The organism is Micromonospora sp. bgisy143 (assembly GCF_057708145.1).
The window spans coordinates 20,683-41,401 of the sequence record NZ_JBYIRN010000024.1 but is presented as its reverse complement, the minus strand read 5'-3'; the positions used below and the strand labels follow the sequence as shown (position 1 = coordinate 41,401).

Genomic DNA, 20,719 nt, shown 5'->3' with positions numbered 1-20,719 from the left:
GAATCCCCCGTGCCCGACCATTTCACCCTCACCTCTGCAAGATCCGGAACCACGCAGGGTGTTGTGTCGCACACCCCCGTGGCGCGAACAATGTTTCACGTTCGACTGCCCGCAAGGTCACGGCAAGATAACGAAGGCGAAGATCACGGGGGCCGAACCCGTAGCAGCAAGTCCAGAGGGGATAGCTCACGCGGCGACGGCGCGGACGTACGCCACGCACTCGTCGTGCAAGGTCGACCAGTCCTCGCCGAACGCCTCGTCGGCGGCGGCGGCGAGCGTCCTGCGGTCGTGCACGACGGCCTTGAAGAAGGTCAGCAGCCGCTCCGGCCCGAACCGGTCGACGAGGTGGCGGACGGCGAGGTAGCCGACGCCGTAGCTGCCGCCGACCCGTTCGGCGGGCGCGTCGTCGGTGGGGGTGATCCCCTCCAACCGGCCGTCCCAACCGCTCCCGACCAGTTTGCGCACCTCGGCCAGCCCTTCGTACCGGTCGACCGGCCGACCGCCGGAACCCGAGAACTCGGCCAGTCCCTCGACCAGCCACCAGGTCGTCTTGCCCGGGTAGCCGCGCTCGGGCAGCGAGGCGGCGTGGGTCAGCTCGTGCCGCAGCAGGTCGTCGGCGCCGCTGCCGGGCAGCCCTTCGGCGTTGAGCACCACCTCGTGGTGGCCGCCACCGACCGTCACCGCGTAACCGCCGGTCCACTGTGGGCGGCCGCCGCCGTACCAGCGCTGCCACTCCGTGCGCCCGGCGTAAAAGATCCGGTAGCGGTCCGGGGGCGAGCCGGCCACGACGTACGTGTCGGCGACCTTCGCGGCCGCCTCCGCCTGGGTCAGCAGGGCCGGCAGCTTGCCGCGCAGCGCCGGTGTGGTGGCGACGATGGTGCGCGCGCCGACCGCCACGACCAGGTCGCTGATCTCCCACGGCCGGGTGCCGGTCTCGGCGGACTTGGACTCCTCGACGGCGACGAGTCGGGGCTGGTCGCCGTTCTCCCGCCAGCGGGTGCCGATCAGCACCGGGCTCGGTCGGCAGTCGGCCGTGACGAAGCAGTACTGGAAGCGGACCAGCAGCCGCCACTCCCCCGGCTTGCCGACGATCGGCGTGGGCAGGCCGCTCGGCTCGGCCCGCCAGACGGTCACCTTGAGGGCCCGTAGCGCGGCGAAGCGACGACGCAGGTCGGTGTGCGCGGCCGGGTCGGCGACCGCGAGGAAGCCGGTCCGATCGCCGCCGAGCAGCGCCGTGGACTGCCGTCGGAGCTGGGCGGTCATCCGGTCGGAGAGGCCGCGTGCGACGGCGGTGGCCGGGTCGTCGGTGGCGGTGACGCCGGCCCGGCTGAGCGTGGCCCGGCCGCCGGCCTCCCGAACGGCGCCGACCACCAGCGCCGCCGGAAGGCCGCAACCCAGCAGCAGAACGACAACGACGAGTACGGTCCACAGCGGCCAGAGCCGCCGCGGTGCTGGCTGCTGCACCCCGTCAGTCACCCGCCGAAGGGTACGACCAATCGACGAATCGGGCGAGGCCGACCCGACCCGATCGGCTCGGTCAGGCCCCGCGAGCCGGCCAGGAGCGGAATGCGGTGTCCAGGCCGGCGACCAACTGGTGGTACGAGCGGTCGACCTCGCGCGGCAGACCGAAGCCGCCGGCGGCCTCCAGGGCGACGAAGCCGTGCAGGGCGCTGCGCAGCGCGCGGGTGGCGTCCACCGCGTCGTCGCCGGTGAGCCCGTAGCCGCGCAGCACCGCGAAGATGGCACCGACCGCGCGTTCGCCCGCCTCGACGTGCTCGGGGTCGGACGGGTCCGGCACCCGCTGGGTGGTCGGGTAGCGCCCCGGGTGCCGGCGGGCGTACGCCCGGTAGGCGTCGGCCATCGCGCGCAGGGCGTCCCCGCCGGCCCGCCCGGCCGCGGCCGTGGTCAGCTCGATGGCGAGTTCGGCGGTGGCGAGCGCGGAGAGCTTCTGGTTCAGCGCGTCCGCCCCGCGGATGTGCTTGTAGAGGCTGGGCAGCGCGACGCCGAGCCGGCTGGCGAGCGCGGCGAGGGTGAGCTGGTCGTAGCCGACCTCGTCGGCGAGGCGGGCAGCCTCGCGCACCACGGTCTGCTGGTTGAGCCCGGCCCTAGGCACCGCCACACACCCGGCTATCAGTCATAGCCTGAAAGCTAACTCTGCTAGCCGGGTGCGTCAAGCGACAGTCACTTCTTGGAGATCAGAGCGCGGCCGAAGAAGACCATGTTCGCCGGGCGCTCGGCGAGCCGACGCATCAGGTAGCCGTACCACTCGTCGCCGTACGGGACGTAGGTGCGCACCGTGTAGCCCTCGCCGGCCAGCCGGGCCTGCTCCTCCGGGCGGATGCCGTAGAGCATCTGGAACTCGAAACGCTCCGGCCCCCGGTCGAACCAACGGGCCCGGTCCTCGCCGATCGAGATCATCCGCGGGTCGTGTGTCGCCAGCATCGGGTACCCGTCGCCGGACATCAGGATGTTCATGCAGCGGACGTAGGACTTGTCCACCTCACGGGCCGACTGGTAGGCCACCGACTCCGGCTCCTTGTAGGCGCCCTTGCAGAGCCGCACCCGCGAGCCGGCCGAGGACAGCTCCCGGCAGTCCGACTCGGTCCGCCGCAGGTACGCCTGGAGCACCGCGCCGGTCGACGGGAAGTCCTTGCGGAGCTTCGCCAGCACCTCCAGCGTCGAGTCGGTGGTGGTGTGGTCCTCCATGTCCAGGGTGACCGTGGTGCCCACCGCGTCGGCGGCCGCGCAGATCGCCCGCGCGTTGTCGTACGCCAACTGCTCGTCGAACATCTGGCCGAGCGCGGAGAGCTTCACGCTCACCTCGGCGGCCGGGGTGAGCCCGGCCCCGCCGAGCATCGACAGCAGCTTCAGGTACTCGTCCCGGGTGGCCGTGGCCTGCTCGGGAGTGACGGTGTCCTCGCCCAGGTGGTCGAGGGTGACGGCCAGACCGTCGTCGACGAGCCCGCGGGTCGCGCGCAACGCGTCGTCGGTGGCGGCGCCGGCGACGAACCGGCGGACGACGTCCCGGGTGTACGGGGCGGTCGCGACGAGCCGCTCGACCTGGGATGACCGGGAGGCGGCGAGGATGACGGAACGGAGCATGAGCCGAGCGTATCGCCCCTGCCAGGAGCCCCGCCCGGCGGCGGCTGGGGCTGCGGTGCTGGCGTCGATCAGCTACAACGATGCCGTGAACCAAAGCCCCCGCCGCCGGCTTCGGTCGGCCTCCGTGCAGCTCGGCGCGCTCACCGCTCTCGCGCTCGCCCTCTCCGGCTGCAACCTGACCTCGGACGACGACGATGACGACGACTGCGCCCTCGGGCCGGTCGGTGGCGGCGACACGGTCGCGCTGGCGATGCGGGTGCCCGCCTCCGCCACGACGCGCACCGCCGGGGAGCCGACCAGCGCCGCCCTGCCCGAGCGCGGCGGGTTCGGCACCCACCTCGCCTCCTGCGGCGGCTGACGTGCGCCGCGAGACGGTCACGCCCCGGCCCGACTGGGACGCCACGATCCGGGCCCAGGGCCTGGTCTACGTCGACACCGAGCTCCCCGACGGCGGGATCATGTCGTACTGGGACGAGACCGCCGCGTACGCCTTCGACCTCGACGAGGTGCTGCGGCTGGAGGAGGCCACCGAGGAGCTGCACCGGATGTGCGTGGCCGCCGCCGAGCACGTGGTGGCGCAGCGCCGGTACGCCGAGTTTGGCATCCCGGAGTGGGCCACCGACGCGGTGGCCCGATCGTTGCGGGAGACGCCGCCCACCCTCTACGGGCGCTTCGACCTGGCGTACGACGGCAGCTGGCCGCCGAAGATGCTGGAGTACAACGCGGACACCCCGACGGCGCTGGTCGAGGCGAGCATCATCCAGTGGTACTGGCTGGAGCAGACCCGCCCCGACCTGGACCAGTGGAACAGCCTGCACGAACGGCTGGTCGGCGCCTGGGCCAAGATCGGCGCCGGGCTGCACGACCCCCGGGTGCACGTGCTCTGGTCGAACGAGGAGGAGTCGGGCGAGGACCACATGACCGCCGGCTACCTCGCCGAGACCGCCCGCCAGGCCGGCCTGGACGTCGAGCTGCAACCCATCCAGGAGATCGGCTGGGACGGCCGGCGCTTCGTCGACGCCGCCGACCGTCCGGTGACCACCTGTTTCAAGCTCTACCCGTGGGAGTGGATGCTCGCCGAGCCGTACGGGCCGCCGGCGCTGGCCCCGGGCACCCCGACCACCTGGATCGAGCCGGCCTGGAAGCTGCTGCTGTCCAACAAGGCGCTGCTGGCGATCCTCTGGGAGCTGTACCCCGGTCACGAGTACCTGCTCCCGGCGTACCTCGACTCGCCGCGCGGCATGCCCGAGTACGTGGCCAAACCGCTGCTCGGCCGGGAGGGCGGCTCGGTACGCATCGTCACCGCCGGCGAGGAGATCACCAACCCGGGGATCTACGGCGACGAGGGCTGGTGCTACCAGGAGTTCCGGGCGCTGCCACAGTTCGCCGGCAACCGGACGGTGTTGGGTAGCTGGATCGTCGACGGCGAGTCGGCCGGGCTGGGCGTCCGGGAGAGCGCGAGTCTGATCACCGACGGCTACGCGCGGTTCCTGCCGCACTACATCGACGCGCCGCGCACCCCGTGAGTCGTCTACCGTTGGGGTGTGAACTTCGACGCGTACGCCCGGACCGGCGTTGACCTGGTCAACGCCCGCCTGGACGACCTCGACGACCTGCGGGCCCTCTTCCCCGACGACAACGCCTGGATGCGCGACGAGGTCGCCGACCGCGATGTCGCGATCTTCCGGCGGGCTCAGAAGCGGTTGCGGGACGTCTTCGAGTACGGCACCTCGGGGCGCGACGCCCAAGCGGTGACCGAGCTGAACGCGCTGCTGGAGGCGTTCCCGGTCCAGCCGCGCATCTCCGGGCACGACTCCAGCGACTGGCACATGCACGTGACCAGCCGGGGCGCGTCGGTCAGCGCCGAATACCTGGCCGGCGCGGTCTGGGGGCTCTCGGTGTGGCTCTGCGAGTACGGCAGCGCCCGCTTCGGGGTCTGCGCCGACGAGCGGTGCGGCAACGTCTACCTGGACACGTCGTCCAACTGCTGCCGGCGGTTCTGCTCGGAGCGCTGCGCCACCCGCTCGCACGTCGCGGCGCACCGGGCCCGCAAGCGGGCCGCGGTCGGTGAGCAGGCACCGGTCGCCCCGCAACCCACCTCGGCCACCGAGTCGCTGACCCCGGTCAGCTGACCGGCCGGCCGGGCGGCGACGTCAGACGTCGACCGGTGACGGCGCGGTGAGGTGCGCGCGGGCGAATTCGAGCGCGGTCCGCAGGTCCGCCTCGCGCACCGCGCGACTCTTCGCGCCCCGGGTCGCCACCTCGACGGCGACCGCGCCGGTGAACCCTCGCCCGGCCAGCGAGGAGAGCAACTCCGCGCAGGGCTGGGTGCCACGCCCGGGCACCAGGTGCTCGTCGCGGCCCCCGCCGGTGCCGTCGCCCAGGTGCACGTGGGCCAGCCCCGCGCCCATCCGGTCGGCCATCGCGAGGGGGTCACTGTGCGAGGCCGCGCAGTGGGAAAGATCCAGGGTGTACGACGGGTAGCCGGTGTCGGTCGGGTCCCATCCGGGGACGTACGGGACGAACTGCCGCCCCGCCATGCGCACCGGGTACATGTTCTCCACCGCGAAGCGGAGCCCGGAGAACCGGTCCGCGACCGTGGCCAGCCCCTCGGCGAACCCGCGCGCGTAGTCGCGCTGCCAGGTGAACGGCGGGTGCACCACCACCGTCGGCGCCCCGAGCGTCTCGGCCAGCTCAGCGGCCTTGCGCAGCCGCTGCCACGGGTCCGGGCTCCACACCCGCTGGGTGACCAGCAGGCAGGGCGCGTGCACCGAGAGCACCGGCACGCCGTAGTGCGCCGACAGGCCGCGCAACGCGCCCGCGTCCTGGCTGACCACGTCGGTCCAGACCATCACCTCGACGCCGTCGTAGCCGAGCGCCGCGGCCAGTTGGAACGCCGCGGCGGTCGGCTCGGGGAAGACCGAGGAACTGGACAGGAGCACCGGGACTCGGGACGTCACACCAGCCAGCGTAGCCCGGCTGTCACGGGGCCAGCAGGACGAGCACCGGCAAACCGGTCGGCGACCGGCGCTCGGTCACATCGGTTCGAGTTGATCGAGCCGACGGAGGATGACCCCCTCCCGCAGCGCCCACGGGCAGATGTCCAACGCGTCCAGGTCGAGCCGGCGCATGACCCCCTCGGCGACCACCGCACCCGCCAACAGTTGGTGGGCCCGGCCCGCGCCGACCCCCTCCAACTCCATCAGCTGGGCGGGCGTCATGTGCCGGATGAAGCCGATGATCTGCCGCAGACCGGCACGGGTCAGCCTGCGGTGCACCCAGAGGCCGGCGCCGGACGGCGCCGCCCCGGCCAGTCGCGCCAGGGTGCGGAACGTCTTCGAGGTGGCCGCCACCCGGTCCCAGCCCACCTCGGTCATCTGGTCGACCACCTTGTCCAGCCGGCTGTCGACGTACTCCCGTAGCTTGTCGACGGCCTCGGCGGACGGCGGCGTGGTGCTGGCCGGGTCGACTCGCAGTTGCTCGCGGGTGAGCCGCCCGGCGCCGAGCGGCAGCGAGACAGCGACATCCGGGTCCTCGTCGATCCCGGCGGCGATCTCCAGGGAGCCGCCGCCGATGTCGAGCACCAGCAGACGCCCCGCCGACCAGCCGAACCAGCGTCGCACCGCCAGGAACGTCATCCGTGCCTCGTCCGCGCCGGAGAGCACCTCCAGGCGTACGCCGGTCTCGTCGCGGACCCGGGCCAGCACGTCGGCCGCGTTGGTGGCGTCGCGCACCGCCGAGGTGGCGAACGCGAGCAGGTCGTCGGCCTCCAGCCCGGTGGCCGCCGCCCTGGCCATGCCGACCGCCTTGACCAGGCTGTCCGCACCCACCTCGGTCAACGCCCCGTCCGGGCCGATCTGCTCGGCGAGACGCAGGACGACCTTCTCCGAGTGGGCCGGCCAGGGGTGCGCGCCGTGATGCGCGTCGACCACCAGCAGGTGCACCGTGTTGGATCCGACGTCGAGGACACCCAGTCGCATGGTGAAGACCCTAGGTGCAACACGTTCGTGCGGCTCGTCGGCCCGCGGACGGCACCGCGCGTACGCTGGTCCGGGTGACGATGGAGCTCCGCGTGCTGGTGGACGACCCGGGCGACCCGCGCAGCCGCGAGGTGCCGCTGGACTTTCCCCGGGAGTGGATCGAGTTCGCCGACCCGGCGGACGAGACCCACCTGATCCGGGCCGACCTGACCTGGCTGCTCTCCCGCTGGACCTGCATCTTCGGCCAGGGCTGCCACGGCATCATCGCCGGCCGGGCCGCCGACGGTTGCTGCTCGCACGGGGCGTTCTTCACCGACTCCGACGACGAGAAGCGGGTCCGCCGTGCGGTCAAGCTGCTCACCCCGTCGACCTGGCAGCACTTCCAGCGCGGCTTCAAGAACTGGACCGACGAGGACACCATCGACGGCAAGAACCCGGCCCGCCGCACCGCCACCCAGGGCGCCGACGGGCCGTGCGTCTTCCTGAACGACGCCGACTTCGCCGGTGGCGGCGGTTGCGCGCTGCACGCCCAGGCGCTGCGCGACGGGGTGCACCCGCTCGAGTACAAGCCGGACGTCTGCTGGCAGCTGCCCATCCGCCGGGACCAGGACTGGGTGAAGCGTCCCGACAACACCAAGGTGCTGGTGTCCACGCTGTCCGAGTTCGACCGGCGGGGCTGGGGTGCCGGTGGGCACGACCTGGACTGGTGGTGCACCTCGTCGACGGACGCGCACGTCGGGACCGAGCCGATGTACCTGTCGTACGGCCCGGAGCTGACCGCGCTGATCGGCCCGGCAGCGTACGAACGACTGGCCGAGCTGTGCGCCGCCCGGGTGCGGCAGGGCCTGGTCGCCCCCCACCCCGCCGACGATCTCTAGCCGATCTTGGTAGCAGCGTTGCTACCATATGCGTATGGCAATGACCCTCCGGCTGGATGACGAACGCGAACGGCGCCTCCGCCTGGTCGCGGACGAGGAGGACCGATCCATGCATGCCGTCGTGGTCACCGCCATCGACGACTACCTGGCGCGACGGAACGCCAAGGAGTTCGGCGACCTCGCCGACGAGATCATCGAACGACACGCCACCCTGCTCGCGCGCCTCGCCGAGTGATGGCAGAGGTTCGATACCCCACGCTCGCCGACGTAGCCGGCATCGCCCGCAAGCTCGGCGTGGGGATCAGGGACGCCGGCCTCGTGGAGTCGGCGGTGGCTCGGCCGAGAACGAGCGTCTACGGCGAAGACGCCTATCCCGATCTCTGGACGAAAGCGGCGGCGCTGCTGCACTCACTGGCGAATAACCATCCGTTCGTGGACGGCAACAAACGGATCAGCTGGATCGTGACTGTCGCCTTCCTATTGCAGAACCGCGCCGTCAGCATCGACCAGCTCGACGAGACCGATCAGGACGTCGCGTACGACCTGGTCATAGCCGTCGCGGAGAGTCGCCTGACGGAAGTCTCCGAAATCGCCGCCGCCCTGCGCAAGCTGTTCTGAGCACTCGGGGTCAGTCGAGGGCGGCGGCGACCAGGGCGCGGGCGCTCTGCCGGGCCGCCTCGGCGATCGCCGGATCGCCGTCCAGCACACCGCTGGCGAGCCCACCGTCGATCAGCAGGGTGAGCTGCCGGGCGAGCAGCTCCGGGTCGACCGCGCCGGCCTTGCGGGCCAGCTCGGTCACCCACGCCCGGACGACGGTCTTGTGCTCGACCGTTCGGGCGTGCACCGGGCCGCCGGCGGGCGACTCGGCGGCCGTGTTGATGAACGCGCAGCCGTGGTAGCCGTCCCGGCGACAGGCGCTGGCGAGGGCGTCGAACATCCCGACGAGCTGGTCGCGCGGCTCGTCACCGGCATCGCGGGCCGCCGCCCGTAACGCGCCGAACCACGCCTGGTCGACCCGGTCCAGGTACGCCAGCACCAGGTCGTCCTTGCGGGGGAAGTGCTTGTAGAGCGTCGCCTTGGCCACCCCCGACTCGGCGATGACCGTGTCCACCCCCACGCCGCGCGGGCCGTGCGCGTAGAAGAGCCGGAACGCGGTGTCCAGGATCCGGTCCCGGGCCGAGCCGGCCGGCGTGCGCTGCGCGGACATCGACACTCCCTCGTCGTTGCTGGTGGCGGGCACGATTTTACCGACAGCTCCGTCTACAGACAGCTCCGTCTACAGACAGCTCCGTCTACAGACAGCTCTGTCTGCTACCGCTCTTCGTTTCCGCCGCAGGGGCCGACGGGTTCCTCGACTCCTGTCGAGCTGCCCCAGATTTGGGGCTGAGTCATCAGGAACGAGGCATCAAGGACCGACGCGTCAAGGACCGGCGCGTCAAGGACCGGCGTCAAGGACCGAGGCCACTGGTCACGTGTCGCAGCGCGCCCCGCCCCGCCGCCCCGTTTCTGGGGCAGCTCGACACGCAGTGAGGGACAGTCGCCATGCCGCCACCTAGGCCGCCACCCAGGCCGGCCGGCTCATCGGCGCCCGCCGCACCGCGCCCCAAGCCGCCGCCCCGACTTCTGGGAAAGCTCGACACGCGGTGCAGGACAGCCGCCCTGCCGCCGTCCAGAGGGGCAGCAGATAGACAGACCTGTCTGTTAGTCTGCGAGCAACCGGCGCGAGGCCACCGCGCCCGAGTGGAGGATCGATCGACATGCGCATCGCAGTTCTCGGCACCGGCTCGGTGGGGCAGGCCATCTCGGCCCGCACGGCGGAGCTGGGCCACCAGGTCACCGTCGGCACCCGGGACGTCGCGGCCACCCGGGCGGGCGCGTACGCCGGCTGGGCCGCCGCGCACCCCGAGGTCGGCCTGGCGACCATGGCCGCGGCGGCAGCCGACGCCGAGCTGGTTGTCAACGCCACCAGTGGCACCGCCTCCCTGCCGGCGCTCACCGCTGCCGGCGCGGCCAACCTGGCCGGCAAGGTGCTGCTCGACATCGCCAACCCGCTCGACTTCGGCGCGGGCTTCCCGCCCACCCTGACGGTGGACGACACCGAGTCCCTGGCCGAGCGGATCCAGCGGGAGTTCCCGCAGGCAAAGGTCGTCAAGTCACTCAACACGCTCACCGCGGAGCTGATGGTGCACCCGCGCCAGCTCGCCGACGGCGAACACAGCGTCTTCGTCTCCGGCGACGACACGGAGGCGAAGCGGATCGTCACCGACCTGCTCGTCAGCTTCGGGCACACCGACGTGATCGACCTCGGCGACCTCTCCACCGCCCGGGGCACCGAGATGCTGATGCCTCTCTGGCTGCGACTCTACGGCCGACTCGACACCGCCATCTTCAACCTCAAGGTCGTCCGCTGACCCGACGCCGACAGCCCGAAGGGGGCCCACGCCAGGCGCGTGGACCCCCTTCGGATCGGCCGATCACGGCTCGAACTTGTAGCCCAGACCCCGTACGGTGACGATGAAGCGCGGCGCCGACGGCTCCGGTTCAATCTTGGAACGCAACCGCTTGACGTGCACGTCCAGCGTCTTGGTGTCGCCCACGTAGTCGGCACCCCAGACCCGGTCGATGAGCTGGCCACGGGTCAGCACCCGGCCGGCGTTGCGCAGCAGCAGCTCCAGCAGCTCGAACTCCTTGAGCGGCAGCTGCACGGCCCCACCCTGGACCGTCACGACGTGCCGCTCGATATCCATCCGCACCGGGCCGGCGGCCAGTGTCGGAGCGCCCGCCTCGGCGACCTCCGGGCTCTGCCGCCGCAGCACCGCACGGATGCGGGCGACCAGCTCGCGGGGGGAGTACGGCTTGGTGACGTAGTCGTCGGCACCGATCTCCAGGCCGACCACCTTGTCGATCTCGCTGTCCCTCGCGGTGACCATGATGATCGGCACGGCTGAGCGCTGCCGGAGCTGCCGGCACACCTCGGTCCCCGACATCTCGGGCAACATCAGGTCGAGCAGCACGATGTCGGCGCCGGTCCGGTCGAACTCGGTGAGGGCGTCGGTGCCGGTCGCGGCGACCGAGACCTCGAAGCCCTCCTTACGGAGCATGTACGACAGGGCGTCGGAGAACGACTCCTCGTCCTCGACCACCAGAACGCGGCTCAACGGGGATTTCCTTTCCATTGCTGTCAGACCTGCCGTAGCTCGGCCGGACCGGCCTCGATCCCAACCGGCGGCAGTGTCGCCAGCAGGTCGTCCGGTGGGCTGGCGGGCAACCGGAGGGTGAACGTCGACCCACCACCAAGAGTGCTCGACACCTCCACCCGACCGCCATGGTTGCTCGCGATGTGTTTCACGATGGCCAGGCCGAGCCCGGTGCCACCGGTGGCGCGTGAACGGGCCTGGTCGGCCCGGTAGAAACGCTCGAAGATCCGGTCCACGTCCGTCGGGGCGATGCCGATGCCCTGGTCGGCGACCGCGATCTCGACGTGCTCGTCGTCGCCGCGGAGGGTGACCCGCACCGTGGTGTCCTCGCCCGAGTAGTTGATGGCGTTCTCCACCAGGTTCGCGACCGCCGTGGCGAGCTGACTGTCGCTGCCGTACGCGGTGAGGCCACGCTCGCCGTCGACCGTCACCTCGACGCCGCGCGCGGCAGCCGTGGTCCGGGTGCGGTCGACCACCTCGGCGATCACCCAGTCGAGCGCGACCGGCTCCGGTGGCGGCTGCGGCTCGGCGCCCTGGAGCCGGGTCAGCTCCAGCAACTCCTGCACCAACCGGCCCAGCCGGGTGGACTCGTGCTGGATTCGCTCGGCGAACCGACGGGCGGCGACCAGGTCCTCGGAGAGGTCCGGCGCCGCGGCGTCGGCCGGCTCGGTGGCGTCCAGCAGCGCCTCGGCGAGCAGTTGCAGCGCCCCGATCGGGGTCTTCAGCTCGTGGCTGACGTTCGCCACGAAGTCGCGCCGGACCCGGGTCAGCCGGTGTGACTCGGTCACGTCGACGGCCTCGACGGCGATGAAGCCGTTCCCGAGACCCATGGCCCGCAGGTGCACGCCCAGCGGGTTCTCCCCCGCGCTGTCGCGACCCCGGGGCAGATCCAGCTCGATCTCGCGCCGCACGCCGGTGCGCCGCACCTGACCCGCGAGGGTACGGATCAACGGGTGCGCCGCGATCGAACCGGGTGTGCTGCCGGTGCGCAACAGCCCCATGGCGCGGGCCGCCGGGTTGATCAGCACCGGCTCGTCGTCGTTGTCCAGTACCACGACACCGGCCCGGAGCGAGTCGATCGTCCGACGGCCGAGCCCGGCCTGCTGCTCGTCGGCTATCGCGGGCCTCCCTGTTCTCCAGCGGGACAGCAGGAGGCCGGCGACCAGTCCGGCCGCCAACGCCACGGCCACCACGACCGCCACCGCCCACTCCACTCGGCGATCGTAGGGTCATTGTTAACCTGGCTACCACACAGAACGGGACGAACCACCCTCACTTTCAGAAGTGTTCACCCCCACGTCTGGCGTCGTTCACCGTGGTTCATCCGGGGTCCGTCAACGCCCCCTACCGTTGGCGTCGCACCTGCTCAACCCCTGCGCCGACACCCGTCGGCGGCGACCGACCACAGGACGTGATGATGCGCGACGAGTTCCGGGCCGACCTTCAGATCGTCAGCCAACTGCTGGTGGACATGGCGGAGGGCATCCGCGCCGCCATGCGCCAGGCAACCCGGGCCCTGCTCACCGCCGACCGGCAGGCCGCCGAGACGGTCATCGAGCGGGACGCCGAGATCGACGACCTCTACCGGCACGTCGAGGAGCGGGTGTGTGACCTGCTCGCCCGACAGGCGCCGGTCGCCTCCGACCTCCGGGCGATGATCACCGCGCTGCACGTGGCGGCGGATCTGGAGCGGATGGGCGACCTCGCCGAGCACGTGGCGAAGACCGCGCTGCGCCGGCACCCCTCCCCCGCCGTTCCGGCCGAGCTGCGGACGGTCTTCACCGAGATGTCCGACATCGCCGACCGGATGGCCGGGAAGATCGGTTCGGTGCTGGCGAAGCCCGACGTGGACCTCGCCGCCGAGCTGGACCGCGACGACGACGCCATGGACGAGCTGCACAAGAGCCTGTTCGCGGTGCTGCTCGGCGACGACTGGCCGTACGGGGTGGAGACCGCGATCGACGCCACCCTGCTGGGCCGCTTCTACGAGCGTTTCGCCGACCACGCGGTGAACGCCGGCGAGCACGTGATCTACCTGATCACCGGGGAGAACAGCCCGACCGCCAACTGATCGGACGTACGAGAAAGGGGGCCCCGCCGACGCGGGGCCCCCTTTCTGCGACGCTCAGCGGCCCTGGTTGGCGACCGCGGCGGCGGCTTCCTTCGCTGCCGTCGGGTCGAGGTAGGTGCCGCCCAGGGTGAGCGGGCGCAGCTGCGGGTCGAGGTCGTAGCGCAGCGGGATGCCGGTCGGGATGTTCAGCTTGGCGATCGCCTCGTCGGAGATCTGGTCGAGGTGCTTCACCAGGGCGCGCAGCGAGTTGCCGTGCGCGGCCACCAGCACCGTCCGGCCGGCCAGGATGTCCGGCACGATCGAGTCGTACCAGTAGGGGAGCATCCGCTCGACGACGTCCTTGAGGCACTCGGTACGGGGCATCAGCTCGGTCGGCAGCAGCGCGTACCGCGGGTCGCCCACCTGCGACCACTCGTCGTCGTCGGCGATCGGCGGCGGCGGGGTGTCGTACGAGCGGCGCCAGAGCATGAACTGCTCCTCGCCGTACTCGTCAAGGGTCTGCTTCTTGTTCTTGCCCTGTAGGGCGCCGTAGTGGCGCTCGTTGAGCCGCCACGACCGGCGTACGGCGATCCAGTGCCGGTCGGCGGCGCTGAGCGCCAGCTCGGCGGTGCGGATCGCCCGGCGCATTACGCTGGTGTGGACGACGTCCGGCAGCAGGCTGTGCTCGCGCAGCAGTTCGCCACCGCGCCGCGCCTCGCCCTCGCCCTTCTCGGTCAGGTCGACGTCCACCCAGCCGGTGAAGAGGTTCTTGGCGTTCCAGTCACTCTCGCCGTGCCGCAGCAGGACCAGCGTCCCGACGGTGGGCCCCTCGCTCGCAGTCATGCGGATCATCCTGCCTCAACCGGTTCGCGGACACGCGGGCACCCGTCGTGACGACCACCACGTGAAAAAGCGGATGACCTGCGATTCCGGCCAGCACTAGGGTTGTAAGGCGCTGTAGTCACATCGGTCATTACTTGCAAGCGGGGGCACCACGTGCGGACGATGCGGAGCTGGTTCCGGGACACCACCGGTGGCCTGCCGAGGACCTTCTGGTACCTGTGGTCAGGCACCTTGATCAACCGGCTCGGCTCGTTCGTCCTGGTGTTCCTCGCCATCTATCTGACCCAGGAACGGGGCTTCTCGCCCTCCCAGGCGGGCCTGGTGCTCGGGCTCTGGGGCGTCGGCGGCGCGGTCGGCACCACGGCGGGCGGGGCCCTCGCGGACCGGTGGGGCCGCCGGCCGACGCTGCTCACCGCGCACGTCGGCGCGGCGACCATGATGCTCGCCCTCGGGCTGGCCCGGGACCTCTGGGCGGTCGCGCTGGGCGCCCTGCTGCTCGGCATGTTCGCCGAAGCCGCCCGCCCGGCGTTCGGGGCCATGATGATCGACGTAGTGCCGGCGAAGGACCGGTTGCGCGCCTTCTCGCTCAACTACTGGGCCATCAACCTCGGCTTCGCCTGCGCCGCCATCCTCGCCGGCCTCGCCGCGCAGGCCGACTACCTGCTGCTGTTCGTGGTCGACGCGGGCACGATGCTGATCACCGCGCTGATCATCTTCGTCCGGGTACCGGAGACGCGCCACGGTGGGTTCACCGTCGCGGCGACGACGGCCCCGCGCGGCGCCCTGCGCACGATCCTCACCGACCGGGTCTTTCTCGGCTTCGTGACGCTGAACCTGTTCGCCGCGCTGGTCTTCCTCCAGCACATCTCGATGCTGCCGATCGCCATGGGCGACTCCGGGCTGAGCCCGGCCACCTACGGCTCGGTCATCGCACTCAACGGCCTGCTCATCGTCGTCGGCCAACTGTTCGTGCCGCGGCTGATCCGGGGACGCAACCGGTCGCAGGTGCTCGCCCTGGCCGCCGTGGTGATGGGCGTCGGATTCGGGCTGACCGCGTTCGCGGGCAGCGCCTGGTTCTACGGGCTGACCGTGTTGATCTGGACGGTCGGCGAGATGCTGAACTCGCCGTCGAACTCCACGCTGATCGCCGAACTCTCCCCGGCCGAACTGCGCGGTCGCTACCAGGGCGTGTTCGGCCTCTCCTGGCAGATCGCCGGCGCGAGCGCGCCCATCCTGGGCGGCGTGGTGCGCGAGCACGTCGGCAATGCGGCACTGTGGCTCGGCTGCGCCGCGATCGGGGTGCTCACGGCGGTGGCCCACCTGGCGTCCGGCCCCGCCCGGGAGCGCCGGGCCGCCGCGCTACGGCACGCCGCCGAGGCCGCGACACCGGTCGGCGCGCGTGCGCCGCAGCCCGCCGAGGTTGCGGCCTGAGTCCGGTACGACCACCGCGGGCGGGCCCGACTACCGTTCCGAGGAAACGGTTAACAAACTGAACTGTCGGGAGGTCGCATGCACGCCCTGCGGCGCTGGTGGCACGACACCGCGGGCGGGCTCCCCGGCTCCTTCTGGTACCTCTGGGCCGGCCTGCTGATCAACCGTGCGGGCGCGTTCGCCATGCTCTTCCTGTCGCTCTACCTCACCGACGCCCGGGGCGCCAGCGAAGCGGTGGCCGGCACCGTCGTCGGGGCGTACGGGGCCGGTGGGGCGGTCGGCGTGCTGTTCGGTGGGGTGCTGGCCGACCGGTGGGGTCGCCGGGCCACCCTCCTCGCCGCGCATTTGGCCACCGCCGCCCTGATGGTGGCGCTGGCCTTCAGCCGGCCCCTGCCGCTGATCGCGGCGTTCGCCGCGCTGGTCGGCGTCGCGCATTCCATGCCCGGCCCGGCGTTCGTGGCGGCGATCGTCGACGTGGTGCCCGCGGACCGGCGTTCGCGCGCGTTCAACCTGGAGTTCTGGGCGCTGAACCTCGGGATGGCGGTCGCCTCGCTGCTCGCCGGGCTGGTGGCCGAGGCGAGCTTCACCGCGCTGTTCCTGGTCGACGCGGGCGCCACGTTGACCGCCGCCGCCGTCATCGGCTGGAAGGTTCCGGAGACCCTGCGCCGGGCCAGCCCTGCCGCCCCGACCAGTGACCGGACGCCCGTCCGGCCCCGGCGGCCGGGACTGCTCACGGTTCTCAGCGACCGGATCTTCCTGGTCTTCGTCGGCCTCACCTTCGTGCTGGCCGTCCTCACCCTGCAGACCTCGACGATCATGCCGTTGGCGATGCGCGCGGACGGCCTCGGACCGTCGGCGTACGGCGTGGTGGTGGCGCTCGGCGGCGCGCTGATCGTGCTCGGGCAACTGTTCGTGCCCCGACTGATCGACCGACGCCGCAAGGCCGTCGTGCTGGCCGCCTCCTCCGCCCTGCTGGCGGTCGGCTTCGGAACGCTGGCCGTCGCCGACGACCTGGCCGTCTACCTGGGCGCGGCGGTGGTCTGGACGGCCGGCTCGATGCTCGCCGCCCCACCCAACGCGCAGATCAACGCGGATCTCGCGCCGCCGGACCTGCGCGCCCGGTACCAGTCGGTGTTCTACCTGACCTTCCCCGCCGCGGCCTTCGTCGCGCCCATGCTGGGCGGGCTGAGCCTGCAGTTCCTCGGCAATCGGCACTGGCTCATCGTGGGCGGGTTGGGTCTGCTGGCCGCCGTCGGCCACCTGCTGGCCGGACCACAGCGCGAGCGGCACGTCGACGCGCTGCGCCGGGCCGCCGACCGGGAGCCGGCTGACCGGGTCCCGACAAGCTGACGGTACGACGGCAAAGCGCCCACCACATCCCAAAGGTCATGGTGGGCGCTCGCCGGTGGGGCCGGCGGCGGCGGGCAACACTCACCCCCGTAAGCATCGCCCGCTCACGCCGCCGGTCCAAACAGGTGGGCACCGTCCCCCAACGGTTGATCCACCCGTCCCCTCGCGCCTCGCCTGGTGCGCGGATCTGATCGATCCGCCGCTCCCCCGAACGTTTCCAAGCGTGGCGCGGCGCAATAAAGCTAGTTCGACCGCATTCTGGATTCAACCCAGATGGGCTGTCTCGCCGGTCACAACTGGCGAGTATCCCCAGTTCGGGCCTCGGTCTGTGGCAACAGCCGACTACCCGTCGGGCATTCCCGCAAACACCTCAGCCGTCCTCACGATCGGGTGATTCCGTTCGGAAGAAGTTGCTCGGCCGGCCGTCCCGCATCTGCTCCTGATAGATCAGATTGAGCCGGCGCAGATCAAAGGTGTGGAACCACTCATCCCAGGTGATCTCACGAATCCGGCTGCTTTCCCGGTATCCGGGGATGTTGAAGGTCAACACGCCGGCCCGGCCCTCCCGCTCGGCGCCCGCGATGGTCGCCGGCTTCGCGCCACGCGCCTGCGCCCACCGCTGGATGACCTCGTGGTTCGCGGTGATCAGGCTGCGCCCCGGCCGCTCCGGCCGGTCCGCGATCGACGCGATCACCTGCGAGCTGCGGACCGACCGTCCACTGCCGCGCCCGGTCCGGATCCCACCGGCCGCCATGCCCGTCGACCGGCTCGCCGTGGCCCGCTTCGCGGGAGACGCGCTCTTCGCGGTAGCCGTGCTCCTGGCGGTCGCCCGCTTGGCGGGAGCCGTTCTCTTCGCCGTGGCCCGCTTCGTCGGCGCCGTGCGCTTCGCCGCCGGTCGGGCCGACGCCTTCTTCGCGGGCGCCTTCTTCGCGGGCGCCTTGCGCGCCGGAGCCGTCGTCCGCGCGGTCGCCGAGGTCCGGCGCGCCGCCGTCGACTTCGCCGCCGTCGTCCTCTTCGCGGTGGTCTTCTTCGCGGCGGCCGACTTACGGGCCGCCGTCGACGTCCGTACGGTCGTCGTCTTCTTCGCAGCCGCCGTCTTCCGCGCCGGAGCGCTCTTGGCGGCGGCCGTCTTCTTCGCGGCGGCTCGCTTCGCCGGGGCGCTCTTGTTCGCGGGCGCGGCCTTCGCGCGACTCGGCGCCGCCCGCGTCGCCGACTTCTTCGTCGCGGCGGCCCGACCCGCCGACGCCCTGCTGCCGGATGCCCGGCCGGCCGGACCGGTGCTGCGCCGACCCGCCCCACCGGCGTCCGAACGCATCGAACGCACCAACTGCTTCACCAGGTCGGGCTTGCGCATTGCGGAAATGCCGGAGACTCCGCGCTTGCGCAGTTGCCCCCGGATGTCGTCCACCCGCATCTGCGAGATCGCCGACTCGGAGACCCCCGGCGTACCCGGAGTCTGGTTGCCGGCCTGTCGTCTGGTTCGGGTCGCAGTCCCGCCGCGACCTGAGCTGTTCCGCTGAGCCATGGGACGCTCCGCTCCTCGACACTCCGTCCTCGGCGCGCGGGGGTCCCTGTGCCGCACCGCGCGCCGCGGCATACCCCGCAGGAGCAGCCCCAACCCCCAACCGCGCCCCGCCCCCACCCCCCAACCGCGCCGATCTTGCACTTTCGGTTGTCGATATAACCCTTTATGCGCCTTGTGTCGCGACAGAAAGTGCAAGATCGCGGGGCGGGGCGGGGCGGGGCGTCAGGCAGGGTTGGTGGTGGGGGGTGGGGGTGGGGGTGGGGTGGAGGGTTCGAAGAGGTGGGCGAAGGCCGCCAGGTTCGCGGTCGACTCGCCGCGCTTGACGCGCCACTCGTACTCGCGCCGGATCGAGCTGCCGAAGCCGATCTCCAGCATCGTGTCGAAGGACTCGTCGGAGTAGGTGAGCACCGAGCCGAGCAGCCGGTCCAGTTCGTCGGCGTCCACGCCGGCCGGATTGACCCGCCCGGTCAGGTAGACGTCGCCGACCGCGTCGATGGAGAAGGAGACGCCGTACATCCGGGCGTTGCGCTGCAACAGCCAGGACCACAGCTCCTCGCGGCGCTCGTCGGGCTGGCGCATCACGAACGCCTCGATCCGCAGGGCGTGCTCGCCGACGATCAGGTTGCAGATCGTCTTGAGCTTGTGGGTGCCCGGCAGGGTTACCGCGTACGAGCCGGGACCGGTCGACTCCCAGGCCAGGTCACGGTCGGCGCAGACCGACTCGATCAGGGTCGCAAGATCGCTCTTCGGGCTCACCGGACCCACTCTACGACCGACCCGACCGACGCACCCGGTGGCGAGCGCCCGGGGTCACCAGGAGCAGGACAGGGCCGGGTCGCAGGCCAGATCGGCGGCGAGCCGGGCCCGACGCGAGGCGATCGCCTCCCCGTACACGTCGAGCAGCCCCGACACCGTCTGGTCCCAGGAGAAGTGCCGGGCGTGCTGCGCGGCGCCCCGGGAGAGCCTGGCCCGCAATGCGTCGTCCGGCAACAGGCGACTCAGCGCGCGGGCCCAGTCCACCGGGTCGTGCCCGTCGATGAGCACCCCGCTCACCTGGTCCCGGACGGCGGTGACCAGGCCACCGACTGCGGCGGCCAGCACCGGCGTACCGCAGGCCTGAGCCTCCAGGGCGACGAGGCCGAAGGATTCGTTGTGCGACGGCACCGCGACCAGGTCGGCGGCCCGGTAGAGGGCGGGCAGGTCGTCGCCGGTACGCGGCGGCAGGAAGACCACCCGGTCGGTGACACCGAGCGTCGCGGCCAGCTCGATCAGGGCGGTCGGCCGGTCCAGGCCGCTACCGCTGGGGCCGCCGCAGATCACCACGGTCACCTCGTCGGCCAGGGCGGGGTCCCGCTCGCGCAACGCGGCGACGGCGCGGATCAACACGTCCGGCGCCTTGAGCGGCTGGATCCGGCCGACGAAGGCCACCACGTACCCGTCGACCGGCAGCCCCAGCCGGCGGCGGGCGGCGCGGGCGGCCACGGCGCGCTCGCCCGGCGCGGGTCGGAACCGGGCCAGGTCGACGCCCGGCTGCACGACGGTCACCTGGGTCGGGTCGGCGTCGTACCGCTCGACGAGGTCGCGGGCCTCCACCCGGGTGTTGGCGACCAGCCGGTCCGCCTCGGCGACGACCTGCTCCTCGCCGATCACCCGGGCCTTCGGCTCCGGCCGGTCGTCGGCGGCGAGCTGAGCGTTCTTGACCTTGGCGAGGGTGTGCGCGGTGTGCACGAGCGGCACACCCCAGCGTTCCTTCGCCAACCAGCCGACCTGACCGGAGAGCCAGTAGTGGGAGTGGATGAGGTCGTAGTGCCCGGGCGGGCGGGACGCCTCGGCCCGCAACACCCCGGCGGTGAAGGCGCAGAGCTGCCCGGGCAGCTCCTCCTTGGTCAGCCCTTCGAGCGGGCCGGACATGATGTGCCGGACCTGCACGCCGGGGGCCATCTCGACCACCGGGGGAAGGTCGCTAGAGGTGGCCCGGGTGAAGATCTCCACCTCCACGTCGGCCTCGGCGAGCCGCCGGGCGACCTCGAGGATGTATACGTTCATCCCCCCGGCGTCGCCCGTTCCGGGCTGATGCAGGGGGGATGTGTGTACGGAGAGGGTGGCGATGCGGCGGGGCCGCGGCCACGGTCGGGCACCTCGCTGACGACCGACACCGGTGTGCAGTTCCGCCACGTCCGCTCCTTCTGTCACGGTTAATGCCGTCACGCACGACCGGCGCTTCTCGGTCAACCTGTACGCCGGATGTCATCTTCCCCATCGGGCTACGGAAATGCCTCAGCGCGGCCGCCCGGCGTGACGGACCTCATCACCGGGCTCCGTCGACACTGCCGTACGCCCGGTCGGGATCGGCGGGGCGGCGC

General features: G+C 71.7%; 21 protein-coding genes and 1 pseudogene. 10 read left to right on the top strand and 12 right to left on the bottom strand.

Annotated elements, in window-relative coordinates; genetic code table 11:
• Positions 1–186: 186 nt before the first annotated feature.
• The 3 genes from AC3EN4_RS24325 to AC3EN4_RS24315 form a co-directional block, all read right to left on the bottom strand.
• Complete coding sequence (locus AC3EN4_RS24325) at positions 187–1,476, bottom strand: hypothetical protein (RefSeq protein WP_435208054.1); 1,290 nt, start codon at positions 1,474–1,476, stop codon at positions 187–189.
• A 61-nt stretch (positions 1,477–1,537) separates the two neighbouring features.
• On the bottom strand, positions 1,538–2,113 hold the full coding sequence (locus tag AC3EN4_RS24320; protein WP_435208052.1) for a TetR/AcrR family transcriptional regulator: 576 nt from the start codon (positions 2,111–2,113) through the stop codon (positions 1,538–1,540).
• 68 nt (positions 2,114–2,181) lie between these two features.
• Positions 2,182–3,102, bottom strand: a complete 921-nt coding sequence (locus AC3EN4_RS24315; protein ID WP_422737088.1) for a proline dehydrogenase family protein — start codon at positions 3,100–3,102, stop codon at positions 2,182–2,184.
• Between the two features lie 85 nt (positions 3,103–3,187).
• Between AC3EN4_RS24315 and AC3EN4_RS24310 the strand changes: the two genes are divergently transcribed.
• The 3 genes from AC3EN4_RS24310 to AC3EN4_RS24300 are packed head-to-tail and all read left to right on the top strand — an operon-like array spanning position 3,188 to position 5,234.
• Positions 3,188–3,460 (top strand): hypothetical protein, encoded by a 273-nt coding sequence (locus tag AC3EN4_RS24310; protein ID WP_435208050.1) that lies wholly within the window; start codon positions 3,188–3,190, stop codon positions 3,458–3,460.
• A 1-nt stretch (position 3,461) separates the two neighbouring features.
• On the top strand, positions 3,462–4,628 hold the full coding sequence (locus AC3EN4_RS24305) for a glutathionylspermidine synthase family protein (RefSeq protein ID WP_435208048.1): 1,167 nt from the start codon (positions 3,462–3,464) through the stop codon (positions 4,626–4,628).
• An 18-nt stretch (positions 4,629–4,646) separates the two neighbouring features.
• The gene (locus AC3EN4_RS24300) at positions 4,647–5,234 is read left to right on the top strand and encodes a CGNR zinc finger domain-containing protein (protein ID WP_435208046.1); all 588 of its coding nucleotides are present in this window, start codon (positions 4,647–4,649) and stop codon (positions 5,232–5,234) included.
• A 21-nt stretch (positions 5,235–5,255) separates the two neighbouring features.
• Here the strand turns inward: AC3EN4_RS24300 and AC3EN4_RS24295 are convergent, their stop codons facing one another.
• Positions 5,256–6,062 carry a sugar phosphate isomerase/epimerase family protein gene (locus AC3EN4_RS24295; protein ID WP_435208044.1) on the bottom strand — a complete coding sequence of 269 codons (807 nt, stop codon included), beginning with the start codon at positions 6,060–6,062 and terminating at the stop codon, positions 5,256–5,258.
• Between the two features lie 75 nt (positions 6,063–6,137).
• On the bottom strand, positions 6,138–7,082 hold the full coding sequence (locus AC3EN4_RS24290; RefSeq protein ID WP_422737092.1) for a Ppx/GppA phosphatase family protein: 945 nt from the start codon (positions 7,080–7,082) through the stop codon (positions 6,138–6,140).
• 80 nt (positions 7,083–7,162) lie between these two features.
• Between AC3EN4_RS24290 and AC3EN4_RS24285 the strand changes: the two genes are divergently transcribed.
• Genes AC3EN4_RS24285 through AC3EN4_RS24275 form a run of 3 tightly spaced genes read left to right on the top strand, consistent with a single transcriptional unit; the run spans position 7,163 to position 8,578 of the window.
• Positions 7,163–7,960, top strand: coding sequence for a DUF3109 family protein (locus AC3EN4_RS24285; RefSeq protein WP_435208115.1), 798 nt, complete (start codon positions 7,163–7,165; stop codon positions 7,958–7,960).
• 34 nt (positions 7,961–7,994) lie between these two features.
• Entirely contained in the window at positions 7,995–8,195 is a 201-nt protein-coding gene (locus AC3EN4_RS24280) for a hypothetical protein (RefSeq protein WP_355050827.1), read from the top strand.
• Positions 8,195–8,578 carry a type II toxin-antitoxin system death-on-curing family toxin gene (locus tag AC3EN4_RS24275; RefSeq protein WP_435208113.1) on the top strand — a complete coding sequence of 128 codons (384 nt, stop codon included), beginning with the start codon at positions 8,195–8,197 and terminating at the stop codon, positions 8,576–8,578. Before AC3EN4_RS24280 ends, AC3EN4_RS24275 begins: the two co-directional genes overlap by 1 nt.
• Positions 8,579–8,588: 10 nt before the next feature.
• Here AC3EN4_RS24275 and AC3EN4_RS24270 read toward each other — a convergent pair whose 3' ends face one another.
• Entirely contained in the window at positions 8,589–9,167 is a 579-nt protein-coding gene (locus AC3EN4_RS24270; RefSeq protein ID WP_435208042.1) for a TetR/AcrR family transcriptional regulator, read from the bottom strand.
• A gap of 550 nt (positions 9,168–9,717) precedes the next feature.
• Here AC3EN4_RS24270 and AC3EN4_RS24265 point away from each other — a divergent pair.
• Positions 9,718–10,371 carry an NADPH-dependent F420 reductase gene (locus AC3EN4_RS24265; RefSeq protein WP_435208040.1) on the top strand — a complete coding sequence of 218 codons (654 nt, stop codon included), beginning with the start codon at positions 9,718–9,720 and terminating at the stop codon, positions 10,369–10,371.
• Between the two features lie 63 nt (positions 10,372–10,434).
• Here the strand turns inward: AC3EN4_RS24265 and AC3EN4_RS24260 are convergent, their stop codons facing one another.
• Positions 10,435–11,118 carry a response regulator gene (locus tag AC3EN4_RS24260; RefSeq protein ID WP_435208038.1) on the bottom strand — a complete coding sequence of 228 codons (684 nt, stop codon included), beginning with the start codon at positions 11,116–11,118 and terminating at the stop codon, positions 10,435–10,437.
• 23 nt (positions 11,119–11,141) lie between these two features.
• Positions 11,142–12,347, bottom strand: a complete 1,206-nt coding sequence (locus AC3EN4_RS24255; RefSeq protein ID WP_435208111.1) for a sensor histidine kinase — start codon at positions 12,345–12,347, stop codon at positions 11,142–11,144.
• Between the two features lie 227 nt (positions 12,348–12,574).
• Here AC3EN4_RS24255 and phoU point away from each other — a divergent pair, with 227 nt between their 5' ends.
• Positions 12,575–13,228 (top strand): phosphate signaling complex protein PhoU, encoded by a 654-nt coding sequence (gene phoU / locus AC3EN4_RS24250; RefSeq protein WP_435208037.1) that lies wholly within the window; start codon positions 12,575–12,577, stop codon positions 13,226–13,228.
• A 54-nt stretch (positions 13,229–13,282) separates the two neighbouring features.
• Here the strand turns inward: phoU and AC3EN4_RS24245 are convergent, their stop codons facing one another.
• Positions 13,283–14,050: a phosphoglyceromutase gene (locus tag AC3EN4_RS24245; protein WP_421473362.1), complete on the bottom strand. Its 768-nt coding sequence runs from the start codon at positions 14,048–14,050 to the stop codon at positions 13,283–13,285.
• Between the two features lie 153 nt (positions 14,051–14,203).
• Between AC3EN4_RS24245 and AC3EN4_RS24240 the strand changes: the two genes are divergently transcribed.
• Together AC3EN4_RS24240 and AC3EN4_RS24235 are read left to right on the top strand one after the other, a co-directional pair.
• On the top strand, positions 14,204–15,481 hold the full coding sequence (locus AC3EN4_RS24240) for an MDR family MFS transporter (protein ID WP_435208034.1): 1,278 nt from the start codon (positions 14,204–14,206) through the stop codon (positions 15,479–15,481).
• Between the two features lie 78 nt (positions 15,482–15,559).
• Positions 15,560–16,831, top strand: coding sequence for an MDR family MFS transporter (locus AC3EN4_RS24235; RefSeq protein ID WP_435208033.1), 1,272 nt, complete (start codon positions 15,560–15,562; stop codon positions 16,829–16,831).
• Between the two features lie 370 nt (positions 16,832–17,201).
• Here the strand turns inward: AC3EN4_RS24235 and AC3EN4_RS24230 are convergent.
• From AC3EN4_RS24230 to mshA, 3 genes and pseudogenes are all read right to left on the bottom strand, one after another.
• A pseudogene (locus AC3EN4_RS24230) lies at positions 17,202–17,870 on the bottom strand (hypothetical protein); the annotation flags it as partial.
• A gap of 708 nt (positions 17,871–18,578) precedes the next feature.
• Positions 18,579–19,112, bottom strand: a complete 534-nt coding sequence (locus AC3EN4_RS24225) for a type III secretion system chaperone family protein (protein WP_435208031.1) — start codon at positions 19,110–19,112, stop codon at positions 18,579–18,581.
• Between the two features lie 54 nt (positions 19,113–19,166).
• Entirely contained in the window at positions 19,167–20,531 is a 1,365-nt protein-coding gene (gene mshA / locus AC3EN4_RS24220; protein WP_435208030.1) for a D-inositol-3-phosphate glycosyltransferase, read from the bottom strand.
• Positions 20,532–20,719: the final 188 nt, after the last annotated feature.

What these genes read in the sequence shown, in the direction of transcription:
- AC3EN4_RS24315 (WP_422737088.1), bottom strand. Translation starts at nt 3,102, where the DNA reads ATGCTCCGTTCCGTCATCCTCGCCGCCTCCCGGTCATCCCAGGTCGAG.
- AC3EN4_RS24290 (WP_422737092.1), bottom strand. Translation starts at nt 7,082, where the DNA reads ATGCGACTGGGTGTCCTCGACGTCGGATCCAACACGGTGCACCTGCTG.
- AC3EN4_RS24285 (WP_435208115.1), top strand. Translation starts at nt 7,163, where the DNA reads ATGGAGCTCCGCGTGCTGGTGGACGACCCGGGCGACCCGCGCAGCCGC.
- AC3EN4_RS24280 (WP_355050827.1), top strand. Translation starts at nt 7,995, where the DNA reads ATGGCAATGACCCTCCGGCTGGATGACGAACGCGAACGGCGCCTCCGC.
- AC3EN4_RS24275 (WP_435208113.1), top strand. Translation starts at nt 8,195, where the DNA reads ATGGCAGAGGTTCGATACCCCACGCTCGCCGACGTAGCCGGCATCGCC.
- AC3EN4_RS24270 (WP_435208042.1), bottom strand. Translation starts at nt 9,167, where the DNA reads ATGTCCGCGCAGCGCACGCCGGCCGGCTCGGCCCGGGACCGGATCCTG.
- AC3EN4_RS24265 (WP_435208040.1), top strand. Translation starts at nt 9,718, where the DNA reads ATGCGCATCGCAGTTCTCGGCACCGGCTCGGTGGGGCAGGCCATCTCG.
- phoU (WP_435208037.1), top strand. Translation starts at nt 12,575, where the DNA reads ATGCGCGACGAGTTCCGGGCCGACCTTCAGATCGTCAGCCAACTGCTG.
- AC3EN4_RS24245 (WP_421473362.1), bottom strand. Translation starts at nt 14,050, where the DNA reads ATGACTGCGAGCGAGGGGCCCACCGTCGGGACGCTGGTCCTGCTGCGG.
- AC3EN4_RS24235 (WP_435208033.1), top strand. Translation starts at nt 15,560, where the DNA reads ATGCACGCCCTGCGGCGCTGGTGGCACGACACCGCGGGCGGGCTCCCC.